Genomic DNA, 17,677 nt, shown 5'->3' with positions numbered 1-17,677 from the left:
AGGCTGGAAGCCTGCCCCATGCCGGTGGGGAAACCCACTGACACAGGACAGACAACCAACCTCTAGCACGACCGCTGGATCAGCGACGCAGGCCCAGACGACCGATCAGGGTGCTGTAGCGAGTCACGTCCTTGCCTTTCAGGTAGTCCAGCAGCTTGCGACGCTGGTTTACCATGCGGATCAGACCACGACGGGAGTGGTGGTCCTTACCGTTGGCCTTGAAGTGACCTTGCAGCTTGTTGATGTTGGCGGTCAGCAGTGCAACTTGCACTTCTGGCGAACCAGTGTCACCCACCGCTTGCTGGTAGTCGGCAACGATTTGAGCTTTTTCTTCAACGCTGAGTGCCATGTGGCAATCCTTCTATCAGGAAACCATCCAGGGATGGTTTCAACAGGCCGGGGACAAATCCCCGCATTTATAAAAGAGTAGTGACCGTGCCTGTTGACAGCCACCCTCGTCCGGTCATTCTGACCGAATCAGTCGACGCGGCGCGATGCGCCCGTCTTCGCTCACTTCACCGATACCGATGAAGCGACCGTTATGATCCTGTACCCGGACCATGCCGAATTTCGGCGCGTCCGGAGCACGTACCGGCTGGCCGTTGAGCCAGTAGAACGCGCTGTGCTCGGAGAACCTGAGCAACGGCCAATCCTGCAGGCCACTGTCCGACGGCATCAGGAAGCGGTCGACCGCCTCGTTGCCACCTTCGGCATGCACGGCTTCCAGCTCTTCAAGCGTCACCGTCTGGGCCAGGCTGAAAGGGCCGGCCTGGGTTCGGCGCAGTTCGGCGACATACGCACCGCAACCGAGCCGCTCACCGATATCCTCCACCAGGGTACGAATATAGGTGCCCTTGCTGCACGCCACTGCCAGTCGGGCAGTATCGCCTTCAAAGGCGAGCAATTCCAAGCGTGCAATAGTAACAGAACGCGGTTCGCGCTCCACTACTTCCCCTGCACGAGCCAACTTGTACAAAGGCTGGCCATCACGCTTGAGGGCCGAGTACATGGGCGGTATCTGGCTGATCTCACCACGAAAATCCGGCAGGACCGCTTCGACATCGGCACGACCAACGGTCACCGGCCGGGTCTGCAGAACCTCGCCTTCGGCATCCGCGGTGCTGGTGGTCTTGCCCAATTGCATCAGGGTTTCGTAACCCTTGTCGGAATCGAGCAGGTACTGCGAGAACTTGGTCGCCTCGCCGAAGCACAGCGGCAGCACGCCGGTGGCCAGCGGGTCGAGACTGCCGGTGTGACCGGCCTTCTCGGCGTTGAGCAGCCAGCGAACCTTCTGCAGTGCGGCGTTGGAGGTGAACCCCAGCGGCTTGTCCAGCAGGATGATACCGCTGACGTTGCGGCGGATACGTTTGACCTGGGCCACCGCTTACTCCCGACCGTCTTCTGGTTGGGCGGCCTGAGGGTCGCTGCCCTCGCCATGCAGGCTGTCCTCGGCGACGGCGCGCTCGATCAGTGCCGACAGGTGGGCACCACGGGCGACGCTTTCGTCGTAGTGGAAGTGCAACTGCGGCACGCTGCGCAGCTTCATCTCGCGGGCCAGTTGCATGCGCAGGAAGCCGGCCGCCGAGTTGAGCACCTTGATGCTCTGGGCGATCTCTTCCAGGCTGTCCTGGCCCATCACGGTGATATAGACCTTCGCGTGGCCGACGTCACGGCTGACGTCGACCGCGGTGATGGTGATCAGGCCAACACGAGGATCCTTCACTTCACGACGGATCAACTGGGCCAGTTCGCGCTGCATCTGATCGCCGATGCGTTGGGTACGGCTGTATTCTTTTGCCATGTCTTGTTACCTGTTACTGCCACGAGGCGAAAGCCTCGAGGTCTGAAAGCGGCAAACGCCCGGCCTGGCAGAAGCCGGACCGGGCGTTGCGTTTAGAGTCCGCTCAAGGCCCGTGCAGAATACTGCGACAGGCCATCACGGCTCCGGGAAGCCTGCGAGTCAGAGGCTGCGAGCAACCTGAACCTTCTCGAAGACTTCGATCTTGTCACCGACCTTGACGTCGTTGTAGCTCTTCACACCGATACCACATTCCATGCCAGCACGGACTTCGGAAGCGTCATCCTTGAAGCGGCGCAGAGATTCCAGCTCGCCTTCGAAGATCACGATGTCTTCACGCAGTACGCGGATCGGACGGTTACGGTGCACGCTACCCTCGATCACCATGCAGCCGGCGATGGCGCCGAACTTAGGCGAACGGAATACGTCGCGGACTTCGGCCACGCCCAGGATGTTCTCCCGAACGTCGCTGCCCAGCATACCGGTCAGAGCCTTCTTCACGTCTTCGATGATGTCGTAGATCACGTTGTAGTAACGCATATCCAGACCTTCCTGCTCGACGATCTTCCGTGCGCCGGCATCGGCACGCACGTTGAAGCCGAACAGTACAGCGTTGGAGGCCAGTGCCAGGTTGGCGTCGGACTCGGTGATACCACCGACACCGCCACCGACGACGCGCACTTGCACTTCGTCGTTACCCAGACCGTTGAGCGCGCCTTGCAGTGCTTCCAACGAACCACGGACGTCGGACTTGAGGACGATGTTGAGCGTCTTCTTCTCTTCCTGGCCCATGCTTTCGAAGATGTTTTCCAGCTTGCCGGCATGTGCGCGAGCCAGTTTGACTTCGCGGAACTTGCCTTGGCGGAACAGCGCGACTTCACGGGCTTTCTTCTCGTCAGCCACCACGCTCATCTCGTCACCCGCATCCGGAGTGCCGTCCAGGCCGAGGATCTCGACCGGAATTGCCGGACCGGCTTCCTTGATCGGCTTGCCGTTCTCGTCGAGCATGGCACGCACGCGGCCATAGTTCGAACCGACCAGGACCATGTCGCCCTGACGCAGGGTACCGTCCTGAACCAGGACAGTCGCCACCGGGCCACGGCCCTTGTCGAGACGGGACTCGACCACCACGCCACGGCCTGGAGCCGATGGAGTGGCCTTGAGTTCCAGAACTTCTGCCTGCAGCAGCACGGCTTCGAGCAGTTCGTCGACGCCAGTACCGACTTTCGCCGACACCGGTACGAACGGCGTGTCGCCACCCCAGTCTTCCGGCGTCACGCCGTGGGTCGCCAGCTCGCTGCGGATGCGATCGAGGTCGGCACCCGGCTTGTCGATCTTGTTCACCGCGACGACCAGAGGCACACCAGCCGCCTGGGCATGCTGGACCGCTTCGATGGTCTGAGGCATCACGCCGTCGTCGGCCGCCACCACCAGGATCACGATGTCGGTCGCCTTGGCACCACGGGCACGCATGGCGGTGAACGCCGCGTGGCCAGGGGTGTCGAGGAAGGTGACCATGCCACGATCGGTTTCCACGTGGTACGCACCGATGTGCTGGGTAATACCACCGGCTTCGCCAGCAGCCACCTTGGCACGACGGATGTAGTCGAGCAGCGAGGTCTTGCCGTGGTCAACGTGACCCATGACGGTCACGACTGGCGCGCGGGAGAATTCCTCGCCTTCGAACTTCAGCGACTCGGCCAGGGAATCTTCCAGGGCGGTATCGCTGACCAGAGTCACCTTGTGGCCCAGTTCCTCGGCAACCAACTGGGCCGTTTCCTGGTCCAGAACCTGGTTGATCGTCGCCGGAGTACCCAGCTTGAACATGAACTTGATGATTTCCGCAGCCTTGACCGACATCTGCTGGGCCAGGTCGGCCACAGTGATGGTCTCGCCGATCTTCACGTCACGCACAACAGGCCCGGTAGGGTTCTGGAAACCGTGAACGTTGCGTTTCTTCGGCTTGGCCTTGCCACCGCCGCGACCGCCACGACGGAAGCCATCGCTTTCCTCGTCGGTAGTCCGCGGAGCGACACGAACGGCCGGCGCCTTTTCCTTGACCGAAGCGCGGTGCGGAGCATTCTTGCGCTCGCCATCGCCACGACGGTTCTCGTCGCCACGGGACTTGTCGGAGCGACGCGGCTCTTCACGCTTGCGCTCGGCAGCCGGAGCAGGCGTGGCAACCGGCGCTTCACGCACGGGCTCGTCGACTTCGACCGGAGCGGCAACCGCTTCGACCACAGGCTCGACCACCGGCGCAGGCGCAGGCTGGCGACGCGCTTCTTCTTCGGCGCGACGCTTGGCTTCTTCTTCCGCCTTCTGACGGGCCGCATTTTCTACGGCGCGACGTTCTTCCTGCTCGCGCTTGCGCTCGGCTTCGATTTCTTCCGGGCTGCGCTGTACGAAGACTTTCTTCTTGCGTACTTCAACACTGATGCTCTTGCTGCCGGCAACACGCAGGGTGCTGGTGGTCTTGCGCTGCAAGGTGATCTTGCGCGGCTCCTCCACTTTCGCCTTGTGGCTGCTCTTCAGGTGAGTCAGCAGCGACTGCTTCTCGCTGTCGCTCACATGTTCCTCGGCGGCGGTGTGCGGCAGACCTGCCTCACGCATCTGCTGCAACAGGCGCTCAACCGGTGTTTTGACCTCATCGGCCAGTTGTTTCACCGTGACTTGCGTCATGCACTTCTCTCCTCAGGCCGCGCCTAATTACTCGAACCAGTGGGCTCGGGCGGCCATGATCAACTTGCCGGCACGATCATCGTCGATGCCGTCGATGTCGAGCAGGTCGTCAATCGACTGCTCGGCCAGGTCTTCGCGGGTAATGACGCCGCGCACCGCCAGTTCCATCGCCAAATCCTTGTCCATGCCCTCGAGCGAGAGCAGGTCTTCGGCCGGATGGGCGTCTGCCAGTTTTTCCTCGGTAGCGATGGCTTTGGTCAACAGGCGGTCCTTGGCACGAGCGCGAAGCTCGTTGACGATTTCCTCGTCGAAGCCATCGATGTTGAGCATCTCTTCCAACGGTACGTAGGCAATTTCTTCCAGGCTGGTGAAACCTTCATCGACCAGCACCTGTGCCAGTTCTTCGTCGACCTCCAGCTCGTCGATGAAGTTGCGCAGAATGTCACCGGTTTCTGCCTGTTGCTTAGCCTGGATGTCCGACTCGGTCATCACGTTCAGGGTCCAGCCGGTCAGCTGGCTGGCCAGACGTACGTTCTGACCGCCACGGCCGATGGCCTGGGCCAGGTTGTCGGCACCCACCGCGATGTCCATCGCATGGGCGTCCTCGTCAACGATGATCGCCGCGACTTCAGCCGGCGACATGGCGTTGATGACGAACTGGGCCGGGTTGTCGTCCCACAGCACGATATCCACACGCTCGCCACCCAGCTCGCCGGAGACGGCCTGGACGCGTGAACCACGCATGCCGATGCACGCGCCCTGCGGGTCGATACGCTTGTCCTTGGAGCGGACAGCGATCTTGGCGCGCGAACCCGGGTCACGGGACGCCGCCATCACTTCGATCAGCCCTTCGGCGATCTCGGGCACTTCGATCCGGAACAGCTCGATCAGCATTTCCGGCGCGGTGCGCGACAGGATCAGCTGGGGACCGCGGTTCTCGGTGCGGATTTCCTTGAGCAGTGCACGAACCCGTACACCCACGCGGAAAGTCTCACGGGAAATGATGTCTTCACGCGCCAGCAGCGCTTCGGCGTTGTTGCCCAGGTCAACGATGACGTTGTCGCGGGTGACCTTCTTCACGGTACCGGAGATGATCTCGCCCAGGCGCTCGCGGTAGGCATCGACCACCTGCGCGCGCTCGGCTTCGCGAACCTTCTGCACGATGACCTGCTTGGCGGTCTGGGCGGCGATGCGACCGAACTCGATGGATTCGATCTTCTCCTCGACGACGTCGCCAACCTTGGCGCCCGGATGGGTCAGGGCGACCTTGCTTGGCCAGGTCTCGATCGCCGGATCGTCAAGATCGGCTTCCTCGACCACGGTCCAACGACGGAAAGTCTCATAGGAACCGGTATGGCGGTTGATTTCCACACGCAGGTCAACTTCGTCTTCAAAGCGTTTCTTGGTAGCAGTCGCCAGAGCAATCTCCAGCGCCTCAAAAATCACGCCCGCCGGTACACCCTTTTCATTGGATACCGACTCAACAACCAGCAATACTTCTTTGCTCATCGTACGCCTCGCCTTTCGCAAGCCATTGGATCCGCGGGATCCGCGTCTCAGTCAAAACTGGGAATAATGTTGGCCTTGTCGATCAAATCGATCGGCAACAGGAACTCGTGGTCATCCACCCGCACCACGACATCCTGCTCTTCCACTCCACGCAGAAGGCCCTGAAAGTTGCGTCGTCCCTCGAAAGGCGAGCGCAGCCTTATTTTCACTTGTTCGCCGGCATGCGAGGCAAACTGTTCAAGGGTGAACAGCGGGCGTTCCATGCCAGGAGAAGAAACTTCAAGGGTATATTCAGTGGAAATCGGATCTTCGACATCCAGTACGCCACTGATCTGGCGACTGACGATGGCGCAGTCATCCACCAGGACACCACCCTCTTTATCGATATAAACGCGCAACACGGAATGGCGGCCTTGAGCGGAAAACTCGATACCCCAGCATTCATAGCCCAGGGCCACGACCACCGGGGCCAGCAAGGCCTGCAACTGTTCTAGCTTGCTCGACACCTGAACCCCCTCGTGCATGGTGTGCATGCGATTTAAGAAAACAAAAAATGGGCGAATCGCCCATCCCTGAAATGCCGTCGAAATGCGGCATCGATTGTGTCCAGCTAACAAAAAGCCCCTGAAAAGGGGCTCCGCTAAAACTGGTTGCGGGGGCCGGATTTGAACCGACGACCTTCGGGTTATGAGCCCGACGAGCTACCAGGCTGCTCCACCCCGCGACAAAGCTGGGGCAAAAGTATACGACTGATCCCTTTTGGGGTCAATGTAACCTTCCACCTACAAGAAAGCCCGCAACAGCGGGCTCTCCTGATAATTGGTACCGAGAAGGGGACTCGAACCCCTACACCCTATGGGCACAACCACCTCAAGGTTGCGTGTCTACCAATTCCACCACCTCGGCAATACAACGTTTACAGCATGAAACCCGTTTTACTTCTGCTCTGGAGCTTGAGGCACATCACCAGCCGGAGCGGCCGATTTTTGCTCCTGGAGCACCGGTACATCATCAGATGCCGGCTTTTGCTTTGGCGCTTCCAACACTGCCGGGCTTGGCAGACCTGCTTGAGTCAGCTGGTGAGCTTTCTCTTTAGCAAAGTAACCTAACCCTAGGCTGGTTATGAAGAAACCTGCGGCAAGTATAGCAGTAAACTTACTAAGAAAGGTAGAGGAACCTTGGCTTCCGAACACAGTATTTGAAGCACCTGCGCCGAAAGATGCACCAGCTTCCGCACCTTTACCCTGTTGCAGCAGTACGAGAGCAACAACCCCCAGTGCAGCCAACAGATGAAGAACGACTACGATCGTTTCCAGCATTTCTCAGTTTCCCGCAGCGCGACAAATCGCACCGAATTCATCTGCATTCAGGGAAGCTCCACCAATGAGCCCCCCATCGATATCCGGCATGCCGAACAGTTCGACCGCATTGGCCGCCTTCACGCTGCCGCCGTACAGAAGCCGCACACCTTGAGCGACTTCGGAATTCTCTGCCGCCAACTGTGCGCGAATGGCTGCATGCACATCCTGCGCCTGTTGCGGCGAAGCTGTCAGCCCCGTGCCAATGGCCCAGACCGGCTCGTAAGCGATCACAGCCTTGGCAAAAGCACCGACACCCAACTCTTCGATGATGCTGCCCAACTGACGCGAAACCACTTCCAGCGTCTTGCCGGCTTCACGCTGCGCCTGGGTCTCCCCAACACACAGCACCGGAATCAGCCCGCAAGCCTGCGCTGCCGCAAACTTGCGATTGAGCGTCCGATCCGTCTCGCCCATTATCTGGCGACGTTCCGAGTGCCCAACCAGCACCAGGGAGCAACCTGCATCGACCAACTGGCTCGGTGCAATCTCACCTGTCAAGGCGCCTTGCATGGATTCCACAGCAGAGTTCTGCGCGCCGACCGAGATCGACTTGCCCTTCAAACCATCGACCACTTGGGTGATATGCAAGCAAGGCGGGAATACCGCAACATCAACACCGCTCGGCAGGGCCAGATTCCGCAGCCCCTTGATCAGCTCAGCGACGCTGGCGCGGGTACCGTGCATTTTCCAGTTACCAGCTACCAGGGGGCGACGCATGCTCTACCTCGCGGGTTAAAGTGGGCGCAGATATTACCCAACCAGATCATCACTGGCAAGCCAATTTCAGGCACAAACTTCAGCAACCAGTTTTGCCAGCCCTTCGGCATGCCCGCGGACGGACTTTTCGTCCTCGCCTTCGACCATCACACGCACCAACGGCTCGGTCCCCGACTTGCGCAACAGCACACGCCCGCGACCGTTCATGGCCTGGGTGACCCGCTCGCATTCGGCCACCACCTGCGGGTGCTTGACCGGGTCGACACCACCGCCGAAACGCACGTTGACCAGCACCTGAGGGCACTTGCGCACAGCCTGGCGCGCCTCGGCCAGGGTCTCGCCACGACGCCGCAAGGCCAGCAACACCTGCAGCGCCGCGATGATCGCATCACCGGTGGTGTTGTGATTCAGGCACAGGATATGCCCCGAATTCTCGCCACCGACCAGCCAGTTGCGCTCGAGCAGCTCGGCAATCACATAGCGGTCACCGACATTGGCGCGCACGAACGGAATATCCAGCTCCTTGAGCGCCAGCTCCATCCCGAGATTGCTCATCAGCGTCCCGACCACCCCGCCATTGAGCTTGCCGCGCTCGGCCAGGTCACGGGCAATGATGAACACCAGTTCGTCACCATCGACCACCGTGCCGGTGTGATCAACCATCAGTACGCGGTCGCCATCACCGTCGAAGGCGATGCCGAGGTCGGCCTGCTCGGCCAGCACCGCCGCCTGCAGCGGCTTGATGTGGGTCGAGCCGCAATTATCGTTGATGTTCAACCCGTTGGGCTGCACCGACAGCGCGGTAACCTGCGCGCCCAACTCGCGAAAGACGCTCGGCGCCACCTTGTAGGTCGCGCCGTGGGCGCAATCGAGCACGATTTTCAGATCGGACAGCTTGGTGCCGGTCGGCACGCTGCCCTTGCAGAACTCGATGTAGCGGCCGGCCGCGTCGTTGATCCGCGAGACCTTGCCGAGCTTGCCCGACTCGACCACGGTCATCGGCGCATCGAGCAACTCCTCGATCATCAGCTCCACTTCATCCGGCAGCTTGGTGCCTTCGCCGGAGAAGAACTTGATGCCGTTGTCGTCGTGCGGGTTGTGCGAAGCACTGATGACGATCCCCGCCTCGGCGTGGAACGTGCGGGTCAGGTAGGCGATGGCCGGGGTCGGCATCGGCCCCAGCAGCATCACGTCAGCCCCAGCCGCGGACAGGCCGGCCTCCAGGGCGGATTCGAACATGTAGCCGGAGATGCGCGTGTCCTTGCCGACCAGAACGCGGCAGGCGCCCTGCTTGCGGAACGCCATGCCGGCGGCCCAGCCCAGCTTGAGCATGAAATCGGGGGTGATCGGGTACTGCCCGACGCGGCCCCGAATACCGTCGGTGCCGAAATATTTTTTCTTCATACGTGCTCCATCGTTCTTATTCGGCAGCTTCTACCGCAGCGAGCATCTTGACGATGTCGGCCGTCTCGGCCACATCGTGCACCCGCAAAATCCGCGCGCCCTTGCTCATTGCCAGCGCCGCCAGGGCCAGGCTGCCATACAGACGTTCGCCCACGGGTCGCCCCAGTGTCAGGCCTATCATGCTCTTTCGCGAGACACCCACCAACAGTGGCCGTCCAAGCGCATGCAACTGCTCCATGTGCTTGAACAGGCTCAGGTTGTGCTGCAGGGTTTTCGCAAAGCCGAAGCCGGGATCCAGGACAATCCGCTCGGCGGGAATCCCCGCGGCCTCGCACTCGCGCATGCGCTCGACGAGAAACGCCTGTACGTCTCGCGTGACGTTTTCATACCGCGGATTATCCTGCATGTCGCCGGGCTCGCCGAGCATGTGCATCAGGCACACCGGCAAGCCGGTAGCCGCTGCCGCATCCAGCGCGCCGTCGCGCCGCAGCGAGCGCACGTCGTTGATCAGGCCGGCGCCGAGACGCGCCGTTTCGCGCATCACCGCCGGTGTCGAGGTGTCGACCGAAATGATCACATCCAGCTCGCGATGGATGCGCTCGACGATCGGCGCCACCCGCTCAAGCTCTTCCAGGGGCGAGACGACCCGTGCACCCGGCCGGGTCGATTCGCCACCGACGTCGATCAGGGTCGCACCGGCCCGCACCATGCCCTCGGCATGCCGCAACGCCGCATCCAACTGACTGAAACGCCCGCCATCGGAAAAGGAATCAGGGGTAACGTTGAGAATGCCCATGACATGCGTCCGGGCCAAATCAAGAACCCGGTTGCCGCAAGGCAACCGGGTCGAGGACTGAACAGAAGTCATTTCAAACCTTAGTGATCGGCTGCCGGGCCGCCAATCGGAGCTTCAGGACGCTCGTTCTTCGCGACCGACGGCGTGGTGCCCGAAGAGCCCGACCCACCCCAGTCACGCGGCTCACGCGGCGTACGACCGGCCATGATGTCGTCGATCTGGTCGGCATCGATGGTCTCGTACTTCATCAGCGCATCGGCCATGGCGTCGAGCTTGTCGCGGTTGTCGGTGAGAATCTGCTTGGCCGTGCCGTAGCACTGGTCAATGATGCTGCGCACCTCGGAGTCGATCAGCTTGGCCGTCTCGCCGGAGAAGCTGGCGTTCTGACCGCCACCGCCACGGCCCAGGAACACTTCCTGATCCTCTTCGGCGTACATCAGCGGACCGAGTTTCTCGGACAGGCCCCACTTGGTGACCATGTTCCGGGCAATCTGACTGGCACGCATGATGTCGTTGGAAGCACCGGTGGTGACACCATCGAAGCCCAGAGTCATTTCCTCGGCGATACGGCCGCCGTACAGCGAACAGATCTGGCTGATCAGCGCGCGCTTGGACAGGCTGTAGCGGTCCTCCTCCGGCAGGAACATGGTCACGCCCAGCGCACGACCGCGCGGGATGATCGAAACCTTGTAGACCGGATCATGCTCGGGCACCAGCCGACCGACGATCGCGTGACCGGCTTCGTGATAGGCGGTGTTCTGCTTTTCCTTCTCCGACATGACCATGGTCTTGCGCTCGGCGCCCATCATGATCTTGTCCTTGGCCAGCTCGAACTCTTTCATTTCGACGATGCGCTTGCTGGCGCGAGCGGCGAACAGCGAGGCCTCGTTGACCAGGTTGGCCAGGTCGGCACCGGAGAAACCCGGGGTACCACGGGCAATCACGGCAGGCGCGACGTCGTCACCGACCGGCACCTTGCGGATATGCACCTTGAGAATCTGCTCGCGGCCGCGGATATCCGGCAGGCCGACCACCACCTGGCGGTCGAAACGACCGGGACGCAACAGCGCCGGGTCGAGCACGTCGGGACGGTTGGTCGCGGCGATGACGATGATACCGTCATTCATCTCGAAACCGTCCATCTCCACCAGCAACTGGTTGAGGGTCTGCTCGCGCTCGTCGTGACCGCCACCCATGCCGGCACCACGATGGCGACCGACGGCGTCGATCTCGTCGATGAAGATGATGCAGGGTGCGTGTTTCTTCGCCTGTTCGAACATGTCGCGAACACGGCTGGCACCGACACCGACGAACATTTCGACGAAGTCGGAACCGGAAATGGTGAAGAACGGCACTTTCGCCTCGCCGGCGATGGCCTTGGCCAGCAAGGTCTTACCGGTACCGGGTGGACCGACCATCAGCACGCCGCGCGGAATACGCCCGCCCAGACGCTGGAACTTGCCCGGATCACGCAGAAACTCGACCAGCTCGCCAACCTCTTCCTTGGCCTCGTCACAACCGGCGACGTCGGCCAGGGTGGTTTTCACCTGGTCTTCGGACAGCAGGCGCGCCTTGCTCTTGCCGAAGCTCATCGGCCCGCCCTTGCCGCCCGCACCGCCCTGCATCTGGCGCATGAAGAACATGAACACCGCGATGATCACCAGGATCGGGAAGCTGGCCACCAGCAACTGGGTCCAGATGCTCTGCTGCTCCGGCTGCTTGCCTTCGATCACGACGTGGTTGTCGACCAGGTCGCCGATCAGGCCATTGTCCTGGATCGCCGGACGAATGGTCTTGAAGCTGTCGCCATCGTTGCGCTTGCCGGTGATCACATAGCCGTCCACGGCAACGCGCTCGACCTTGCCGTCCTTGACCTGCTGGATGAAGTCGGAATAGTTGAGGGTCTGTGGCTCGTTAGGGCTGGAGAAGTTGTTCATCACCGTCACCAGGACAGCCGCGATGATCAACCACAGGATCAGATTCTTTGCCATATCGTTCAATTAAGTGCCCTCTGAAGCCAGCTCCGCTTGTGGCGCGCGCTTCGCATGAAATTCACCGGCATAACTTACTACATTACCTACAGCTGCGCAGGAGCCGTCTGTAACCCTTTGTGAAACATTGACTACACAATATTCGCTTATGTTCACGAGGCGAAATGCGAATTTCCTATTGCCCAGCCCAAAAAACCTATTACTCGGTATCGCGTCCGCGGAAGCCACGCCCCAGCAGGTACTGCTCGCGGGAACGATCGCGGGATGAGCTCGGCTTACGCATCTGCACCTTCTCGAACATCTTGCGCACGTTCTTGTGGTACTCGTCGAAGCCTTCGCCCTGGAATATCTTGATCAGAAAATCACCACCAGGCCGCAACACACGCCCCGCCAGGTCCAGAGCCAGCTCGCAAAGAAACATCGAGCGCGGCATATCCACAGCGGGCGTACCACTCATATTGGGGGCCATATCGGAAATCACAAGGTCAACCTCGGAATTTCCAACCGCCTCGAGGATTTGCGCCAACACGGCGTCCTCGGTGAAGTCGCCCTTGATGAAGGTCACGTCGGGAATCGCGTCCATGTCGAGGATATCGGAGGCGATCAGCCGACCCTGGCCACCAATCAGACGACTGGTCACCTGCGACCAGCCACCCGGCGCCGCGCCGAGGTCGATCACGCTCATGCCCGGACGGATCAGCCGGTCCTTTTCCTGGATCTCCAGCAGCTTGTAGCTGGCGCGGGAACGGTAGCCGTCCTTTTGCGCCATTTTGACGAATGGGTCGTTGAAATGCTCTTTCAGCCAGTTATGGCTGGTCTTGGAACGGGCCACGGGCCACCTCGAAAAATTGTCGAATCGCGATTAACTGGGCGGTCCCGGACTCGCTCGGGTAAACTAGCCGCCATTTTTTTACCAGATCAGACGCAGGGGTCAGATTATGCCGCTCACTCAGGAGCAGAAGAAACAGTACAAATCCATTGGCCACCATCTGAAACCAGTATTGACTGTGGCTGACAACGGTTTGACTGAAGGTGTGCTAGCCGAACTCGAGCGCGCGCTGAACGACCACGAGCTGATCAAGGTCAAGCTCAACATCCTCGATCGCGAGCAGCGCCTGGCGCACATCGCGGAACTGTGCAAGGTCGGCAAGGCGGACCTGGTACAGGTCATCGGCAAGATGGCACTGATCTATCGCCGCAACTTCGACGTCAACAAGCAACTGTCGAACGTGCACCGCTACAAGTGACAGCCGCCAGGGTCAAGGGTACGCCTGGCGTGCCCTGCCATCCTCGCCCGGAACGGGCAGCAACACCAGCACCAGGCCGGACAGGCCAAGCACCAGATAGCTGAACAGTTGCAAGCGCAAGGCTTGCGGCTGCCAGTAGCGCATCGCGAAATACATCGCGCACGCATACCAGGCCATCAGCAGCAGTTGCCCACGGGTATCGCGCCACAGGCTCGAGCGACCTTCGGTCCGAACCAGCACCAGGACCTGCACGGTCACGCAGACCACTGCAAATCCCACCAATAGAGAACCCAGCTGCGCACCGACCTCTTCGATCAGCAACGGCGCCAGGCCAATCTGCGCGAGGACCGGCAACAGCCCCACGTGCAATAACCACAAGCCGCCGACCCAGAGCATCTGGGCCAGTTGCCAGAGCATGGCGCCCGCGCGCAGCGGGCGCCTGCGTTCAGATGTGACGGACTGCGACAATCTCGTACTCGATCACGCCACCCGGCGTCTTGACGGTCACGACATCGCCTTCGTCCTTGGCGATCAGGGCACGGGCGATGGGGGAAACCACCGAGATCTTGCCCTGTTTGATGTCAGCCTCATCCTCACCCACGATGTGATAGGTCACGGTCTCGTCGGTCTCGACGTTGGCGATTTCCACCGTCGTGCCGAAAATCACCTTACCAGTGTGCGGAATGGTCGTGACATCGATGATCACCGCGTTCTGCAGGCGACCTTCGATATCGCGAATCCGCGCCTCGACCATACCCTGCTGCTCGCGTGCAGCATGGTATTCGGCGTTTTCCTTCAGGTCGCCCAGCTCGCGGGCCGTACCGATGTCCTGGCTCAGCTTCGGACGGACGACCTTGGTCAGGTGAGCGTGCTCATCTTCCAGGGCCTTGGCACCCTGAACGGTCATGGGGTACTTGGTTATGCTCATGCCTTCAATCCTGCGTGTAGATCCTGCAAGCGACGCACGGTCTTCTCGGGACCGAACTTGAGCGCTTCGCAGATGGCTTCGCCAGCAGCAATGGTGGTTGTGCAGTAGATCTTGTGCTGCAGCGCGTTACGACGAATGGAGTACGAGTCGGCAATCGACTGGCGACCTTCGGTCGTGTTGATGATCAGGGTGACTTCGTCATTCTTGATCATGTCCACGACGTGCGGACGGCCTTCGGTCACCTTGTTGACCCGGCGCACTTTCAGGCCTGCCGCCTCGATCACCTTGGCGGTACCGGCAGTGGCAACCACTTCGAAGCCCAAGTTGATCAGATCACGGGCCACCCCTGCAACCAGCGGCTTGTCGTCGTCACGCACGCTGATGAACGCGGTACCGCCGGTCGGCAGCACTTCGCTGGCGCCCATCTGCGCCTTGGCGAACGCTTCGCCGAAGGTATCGCCGACGCCCATCACTTCACCGGTGGACTTCATCTCCGGGCCGAGGATCGGGTCGACGCCAGGGAACTTGGCGAATGGGAACACCGCCTCTTTCACACTGTAGAAGTTCGGGATGATTTCCTTGGTGAAGCCCAGCTCCTTCAGAGTCTTGCCGGCCATCACACGTGCCGCGATCATCGCCAGGGAGACACCGATGCACTTGGACACGAACGGCACGGTACGCGAGGCACGCGGGTTCACTTCGATGACGTAGATGTCTTCACCCTGCAGCGCCAGTTGCACGTTCATCAGGCCGACCACGCCCAGCTCCAGGGCCATTTTCTTGACCTGCTCGCGCATCTCGTCCTGAATGTGCGCCGGCAGCGAATACGGCGGCAGCGAGCACGCGGAGTCACCGGAGTGAACGCCGGCCTGCTCGATGTGCTGCATGATCGCGCCGATCACCACGTCGGTGCCGTCGCTGACCGCGTCCACATCCATCTCGATGGCGCAGTTGAGGAAGTGGTCGAGCAGGACCGGACTGTCGTTCGACACCTGGACCGCTTCGCGCAGGTAGCGCTTGAGCTCTTCTTCCTTGTAGACGATTTCCATCGCCCGGCCGCCCAGCACGTAGGACGGACGCACCACCAGTGGATAACCGATCTTGCTTGCCGCACGCACGGCTTCGTCTTCGCTGCGCACGGTGGCGTTCGGCGGCTGGCGCAGGTTCAGGCGCTCGACCATCTGCTGGAAGCGCTCACGGTCTTCGGCACGGTCGATGGCGTCAGGGCTGGTACCGATGATCGGTACGCCGGCCGCTTCCAGGGCACGCGCCAGTTTCAGCGGAGTCTGGCCGCCGTACTGGACGATCACGCCCTTCGGCTTCTCGACGCGGACGATTTCCAGTACGTCTTCCAGGGTCACCGGCTCGAAGTACAGGCGATCGGAGGTGTCGTAGTCGGTGGAAACGGTTTCCGGGTTGCAGTTGACCATGATGGTCTCGTAGCCGTCATCGCGCAGCGCCAGTGCCGCGTGCACGCAGCAGTAGTCGAACTCGATGCCCTGGCCGATACGGTTCGGGCCGCCACCCAGGATGATGATCTTGTCGCGGGTCGACGGGTTGGCCTCGCACTCTTCCTCGTAGGTGGAGTACAGGTAGGCGGTATCGGTGGCGAACTCGGCCGCGCAGGTGTCGACGCGCTTGTAGACCGGGAACACTTCCAGCTTCTGGCGGTGGGTGCGCAGGTTCTTCTCGGTCACGCCCAGCAGCTTGGCCAGACGCTGGTCGGAGAAGCCCTTGCGCTTGAGGCGGAACATCAGGTCGCGGTCGATGGCGGCCAGACCCAGGGTCTTGACGCGCTCTTCTTCCTTGACCAGGTCCTCGATCTGCACCAGGAACCAGGGGTCGATCATGTTCATGCCGAAGATTTCTTCGACGCTCAGGCCGGCACGGAAGGCATCCGCCACGTACCAGATACGCTCGGCGCCCGGCACGGTCAGTTCGCGCTTGAGCACGCTCATGCTTTCCGGATTGCTCAGGTCGACTTTCTCGTCCAGGCCGCAAACGCCCACTTCCAGGCCGCGCAGAGCTTTCTGCAGGGACTCCTGGAAGGTCCGGCCGATGGCCATCACTTCACCCACCGACTTCATCTGGGTGGTCAGGCGCGCATCGGCCTGACCGAATTTCTCGAAGGCGAAGCGTGGCAGCTTGGTGACGACGTAGTCGATGGACGGTTCGAAGGACGCCGGGGTCTTGCCGCCGGTGATGTCGTTCGACAGCTCGTCCAGGGTGTAGCCCACGGCCAGCTTGGCCGCGACCTTGGCGATCGGGAAGCCGGTGGCTTTCGACGCCAGCGCCGAGGAACGCGATACCCGCGGGTTCATCTCGATGACGACCATGCGGCCGGTGTTCGGGCAGATACCGAACTGCACGTTGGAACCACCGGTTTCCACGCCGATCTCACGCAGCACCGCCAGGGAGGCGTTACGCAGGATCTGGTATTCCTTGTCGGTCAGGGTCTGCGCCGGAGCGACGGTGATCGAGTCACCGGTGTGCACGCCCATCGGGTCGAAGTTCTCGATGGAGCAGACGATGATGCAGTTGTCCTTTTTGTCGCGGACAACTTCCATTTCGTATTCTTTCCAGCCGATCAGCGATTCGTCGATCAGCAGTTCCTTGGTCGGCGACAGGTCCAGACCACGGGCACAGATCTCTTCGAACTCTTCACGGTTGTAGGCGATACCGCCACCGGTGCCGCCCATGGTGAAGGACGGACGGATGATGCATGGGAAGCCGAGCTTCTCGAGGACCGCGTTGGCCTCTTCCATGCTGTGGGCGATACCGGAACGCGGGCATTCCAGGCCGATGGACTTCATGGCCTTGTCGAAACGCGAACGGTCTTCGGCCTTGTCGATGGTGTCGGCGTTGGCACCGATCATCTCGACACCGAATTTCTCCAGCACGCCTTCGCGCTCCAGGTCCAGGGCGCAGTTCAGCGCGGTCTGGCCACCCATGGTCGGCAGCAGCGCGTCCGGACGCTCCTTCTCGATGATCTTGGCCACGGTGCGCCACTTGATCGGCTCGATGTAGGTCGCATCCGCCATGGCCGGGTCGGTCATGATGGTCGCCGGGTTGGAGTTCACCAGGATGACGCGGTAGCCCTCCTCGCGCAGGGCCTTGCAGGCCTGGGCGCCGGAGTAGTCGAATTCACAGGCCTGGCCGATGACGATCGGGCCGGCACCGAGAATCAGGATGCTTTTAATGTCTGTACGTTTTGGCATGGGTTTGTCACTCAAATCCGCGGGTCAGT

General features: G+C 61.1%; 16 protein-coding genes and 2 tRNA genes. 1 reads left to right on the top strand and 17 read right to left on the bottom strand.

All coding sequences use genetic code 11. The features are described from left to right. Positions 1-79: 79 nt before the first annotated feature. The 14 genes from rpsO to rlmE form a co-directional block, all read right to left on the bottom strand. The gene (gene rpsO, locus K675_RS0114010; protein ID WP_017904137.1) at positions 80-349 is read right to left on the bottom strand and encodes a 30S ribosomal protein S15; all 270 of its coding nucleotides are present in this window, start codon (positions 347-349) and stop codon (positions 80-82) included. 114 nt (positions 350-463) lie between these two features. Beyond that, complete coding sequence (gene truB / locus K675_RS0114005; protein ID WP_017904136.1) at positions 464-1,381, bottom strand: tRNA pseudouridine(55) synthase TruB; 918 nt, start codon at positions 1,379-1,381, stop codon at positions 464-466. 3 nt (positions 1,382-1,384) lie between these two features. Then, a complete protein-coding gene (gene rbfA, locus K675_RS0114000; protein ID WP_017904135.1) occupies positions 1,385-1,801 on the bottom strand; it encodes a 30S ribosome-binding factor RbfA in 417 nt (138 codons plus the stop codon). Between the two features lie 159 nt (positions 1,802-1,960). Continuing rightward, the gene (gene infB, locus K675_RS0113995) at positions 1,961-4,477 is read right to left on the bottom strand and encodes a translation initiation factor IF-2 (protein ID WP_017904134.1); all 2,517 of its coding nucleotides are present in this window, start codon (positions 4,475-4,477) and stop codon (positions 1,961-1,963) included. Between the two features lie 27 nt (positions 4,478-4,504). Then, positions 4,505-5,986, bottom strand: a complete 1,482-nt coding sequence (gene nusA / locus K675_RS0113990) for a transcription termination factor NusA (protein WP_017904133.1) — start codon at positions 5,984-5,986, stop codon at positions 4,505-4,507. Between the two features lie 47 nt (positions 5,987-6,033). Next, on the bottom strand, positions 6,034-6,492 hold the full coding sequence (gene rimP / locus K675_RS0113985) for a ribosome maturation factor RimP (RefSeq protein WP_037006501.1): 459 nt from the start codon (positions 6,490-6,492) through the stop codon (positions 6,034-6,036). A gap of 141 nt (positions 6,493-6,633) precedes the next feature. Next, positions 6,634-6,710, bottom strand: a tRNA-Met gene (locus K675_RS0113980). 96 nt (positions 6,711-6,806) lie between these two features. Continuing rightward, positions 6,807-6,892: transfer RNA gene (locus K675_RS0113975), tRNA-Leu, on the bottom strand. A 29-nt stretch (positions 6,893-6,921) separates the two neighbouring features. Next, a complete protein-coding gene (gene secG, locus K675_RS32320; RefSeq protein ID WP_080635352.1) occupies positions 6,922-7,305 on the bottom strand; it encodes a preprotein translocase subunit SecG in 384 nt (127 codons plus the stop codon). 3 nt (positions 7,306-7,308) lie between these two features. Further along, complete coding sequence (gene tpiA / locus K675_RS0113970) at positions 7,309-8,064, bottom strand: triose-phosphate isomerase (protein ID WP_026145183.1); 756 nt, start codon at positions 8,062-8,064, stop codon at positions 7,309-7,311. 66 nt (positions 8,065-8,130) lie between these two features. Further along, positions 8,131-9,468: a phosphoglucosamine mutase gene (gene glmM / locus K675_RS0113965; RefSeq protein WP_017904129.1), complete on the bottom strand. Its 1,338-nt coding sequence runs from the start codon at positions 9,466-9,468 to the stop codon at positions 8,131-8,133. A 16-nt stretch (positions 9,469-9,484) separates the two neighbouring features. After that, a complete protein-coding gene (gene folP / locus K675_RS0113960) occupies positions 9,485-10,336 on the bottom strand; it encodes a dihydropteroate synthase (RefSeq protein ID WP_026145182.1) in 852 nt (283 codons plus the stop codon). An 8-nt stretch (positions 10,337-10,344) separates the two neighbouring features. Then, positions 10,345-12,255: an ATP-dependent zinc metalloprotease FtsH gene (ftsH, locus tag K675_RS0113955; protein WP_017904127.1), complete on the bottom strand. Its 1,911-nt coding sequence runs from the start codon at positions 12,253-12,255 to the stop codon at positions 10,345-10,347. A gap of 199 nt (positions 12,256-12,454) precedes the next feature. Then, complete coding sequence (gene rlmE / locus K675_RS0113950; protein ID WP_017904126.1) at positions 12,455-13,087, bottom strand: 23S rRNA (uridine(2552)-2'-O)-methyltransferase RlmE; 633 nt, start codon at positions 13,085-13,087, stop codon at positions 12,455-12,457. Positions 13,088-13,193: 106 nt separating this feature from the next. Between rlmE and K675_RS0113945 the strand changes: the two genes are divergently transcribed. Then, positions 13,194-13,502 (top strand): YhbY family RNA-binding protein, encoded by a 309-nt coding sequence (locus K675_RS0113945; protein ID WP_017904125.1) that lies wholly within the window; start codon positions 13,194-13,196, stop codon positions 13,500-13,502. A gap of 12 nt (positions 13,503-13,514) precedes the next feature. Here the strand turns inward: K675_RS0113945 and K675_RS0113940 are convergent, their stop codons facing one another. The 3 genes from K675_RS0113940 to carB are packed head-to-tail and all read right to left on the bottom strand — an operon-like array spanning position 13,515 to position 17,648. Then, positions 13,515-13,919 carry a hypothetical protein gene (locus K675_RS0113940; protein WP_017904124.1) on the bottom strand — a complete coding sequence of 135 codons (405 nt, stop codon included), beginning with the start codon at positions 13,917-13,919 and terminating at the stop codon, positions 13,515-13,517. 28 nt (positions 13,920-13,947) lie between these two features. Continuing rightward, positions 13,948-14,424: a transcription elongation factor GreA gene (gene greA, locus K675_RS0113935; RefSeq protein WP_026145180.1), complete on the bottom strand. Its 477-nt coding sequence runs from the start codon at positions 14,422-14,424 to the stop codon at positions 13,948-13,950. A 2-nt stretch (positions 14,425-14,426) separates the two neighbouring features. Continuing rightward, positions 14,427-17,648 carry a carbamoyl-phosphate synthase large subunit gene (carB, locus tag K675_RS0113930; RefSeq protein WP_017904122.1) on the bottom strand — a complete coding sequence of 1,074 codons (3,222 nt, stop codon included), beginning with the start codon at positions 17,646-17,648 and terminating at the stop codon, positions 14,427-14,429. Positions 17,649-17,677 lie beyond the last annotated feature (29 nt).

The organism is Pseudomonas fuscovaginae SE-1, assembly GCF_000364705.1.
Classification (GTDB): Bacteria; Pseudomonadota; Gammaproteobacteria; order Pseudomonadales; family Pseudomonadaceae; genus Aquipseudomonas; species Aquipseudomonas fuscovaginae_A.
This window is presented reverse-complemented; position numbering and strand designations above follow the sequence as displayed.

Excerpts from the sequence above, each read along its gene's own strand:
- glmM (WP_017904129.1), bottom strand. The coding sequence starts at position 9,468 with ATGAAGAAAAAATATTTCGGCACCGACGGTATTCGGGGCCGCGTCGGG.
- tpiA (WP_026145183.1), bottom strand. The coding sequence starts at position 8,064 with ATGCGTCGCCCCCTGGTAGCTGGTAACTGGAAAATGCACGGTACCCGC.
- folP (WP_026145182.1), bottom strand. The coding sequence starts at position 10,336 with ATGACTTCTGTTCAGTCCTCGACCCGGTTGCCTTGCGGCAACCGGGTT.
- K675_RS0113945 (WP_017904125.1), top strand. The coding sequence starts at position 13,194 with ATGCCGCTCACTCAGGAGCAGAAGAAACAGTACAAATCCATTGGCCAC.
- ftsH (WP_017904127.1), bottom strand. The coding sequence starts at position 12,255 with ATGGCAAAGAATCTGATCCTGTGGTTGATCATCGCGGCTGTCCTGGTG.
- rpsO (WP_017904137.1), bottom strand. The coding sequence starts at position 349 with ATGGCACTCAGCGTTGAAGAAAAAGCTCAAATCGTTGCCGACTACCAG.
- K675_RS0113940 (WP_017904124.1), bottom strand. The coding sequence starts at position 13,919 with ATGCTCTGGCAACTGGCCCAGATGCTCTGGGTCGGCGGCTTGTGGTTA.
- nusA (WP_017904133.1), bottom strand. The coding sequence starts at position 5,986 with ATGAGCAAAGAAGTATTGCTGGTTGTTGAGTCGGTATCCAATGAAAAG.
- rbfA (WP_017904135.1), bottom strand. The coding sequence starts at position 1,801 with ATGGCAAAAGAATACAGCCGTACCCAACGCATCGGCGATCAGATGCAG.
- secG (WP_080635352.1), bottom strand. The coding sequence starts at position 7,305 with ATGCTGGAAACGATCGTAGTCGTTCTTCATCTGTTGGCTGCACTGGGG.
- carB (WP_017904122.1), bottom strand. The coding sequence starts at position 17,648 with ATGCCAAAACGTACAGACATTAAAAGCATCCTGATTCTCGGTGCCGGC.
- infB (WP_017904134.1), bottom strand. The coding sequence starts at position 4,477 with ATGACGCAAGTCACGGTGAAACAACTGGCCGATGAGGTCAAAACACCG.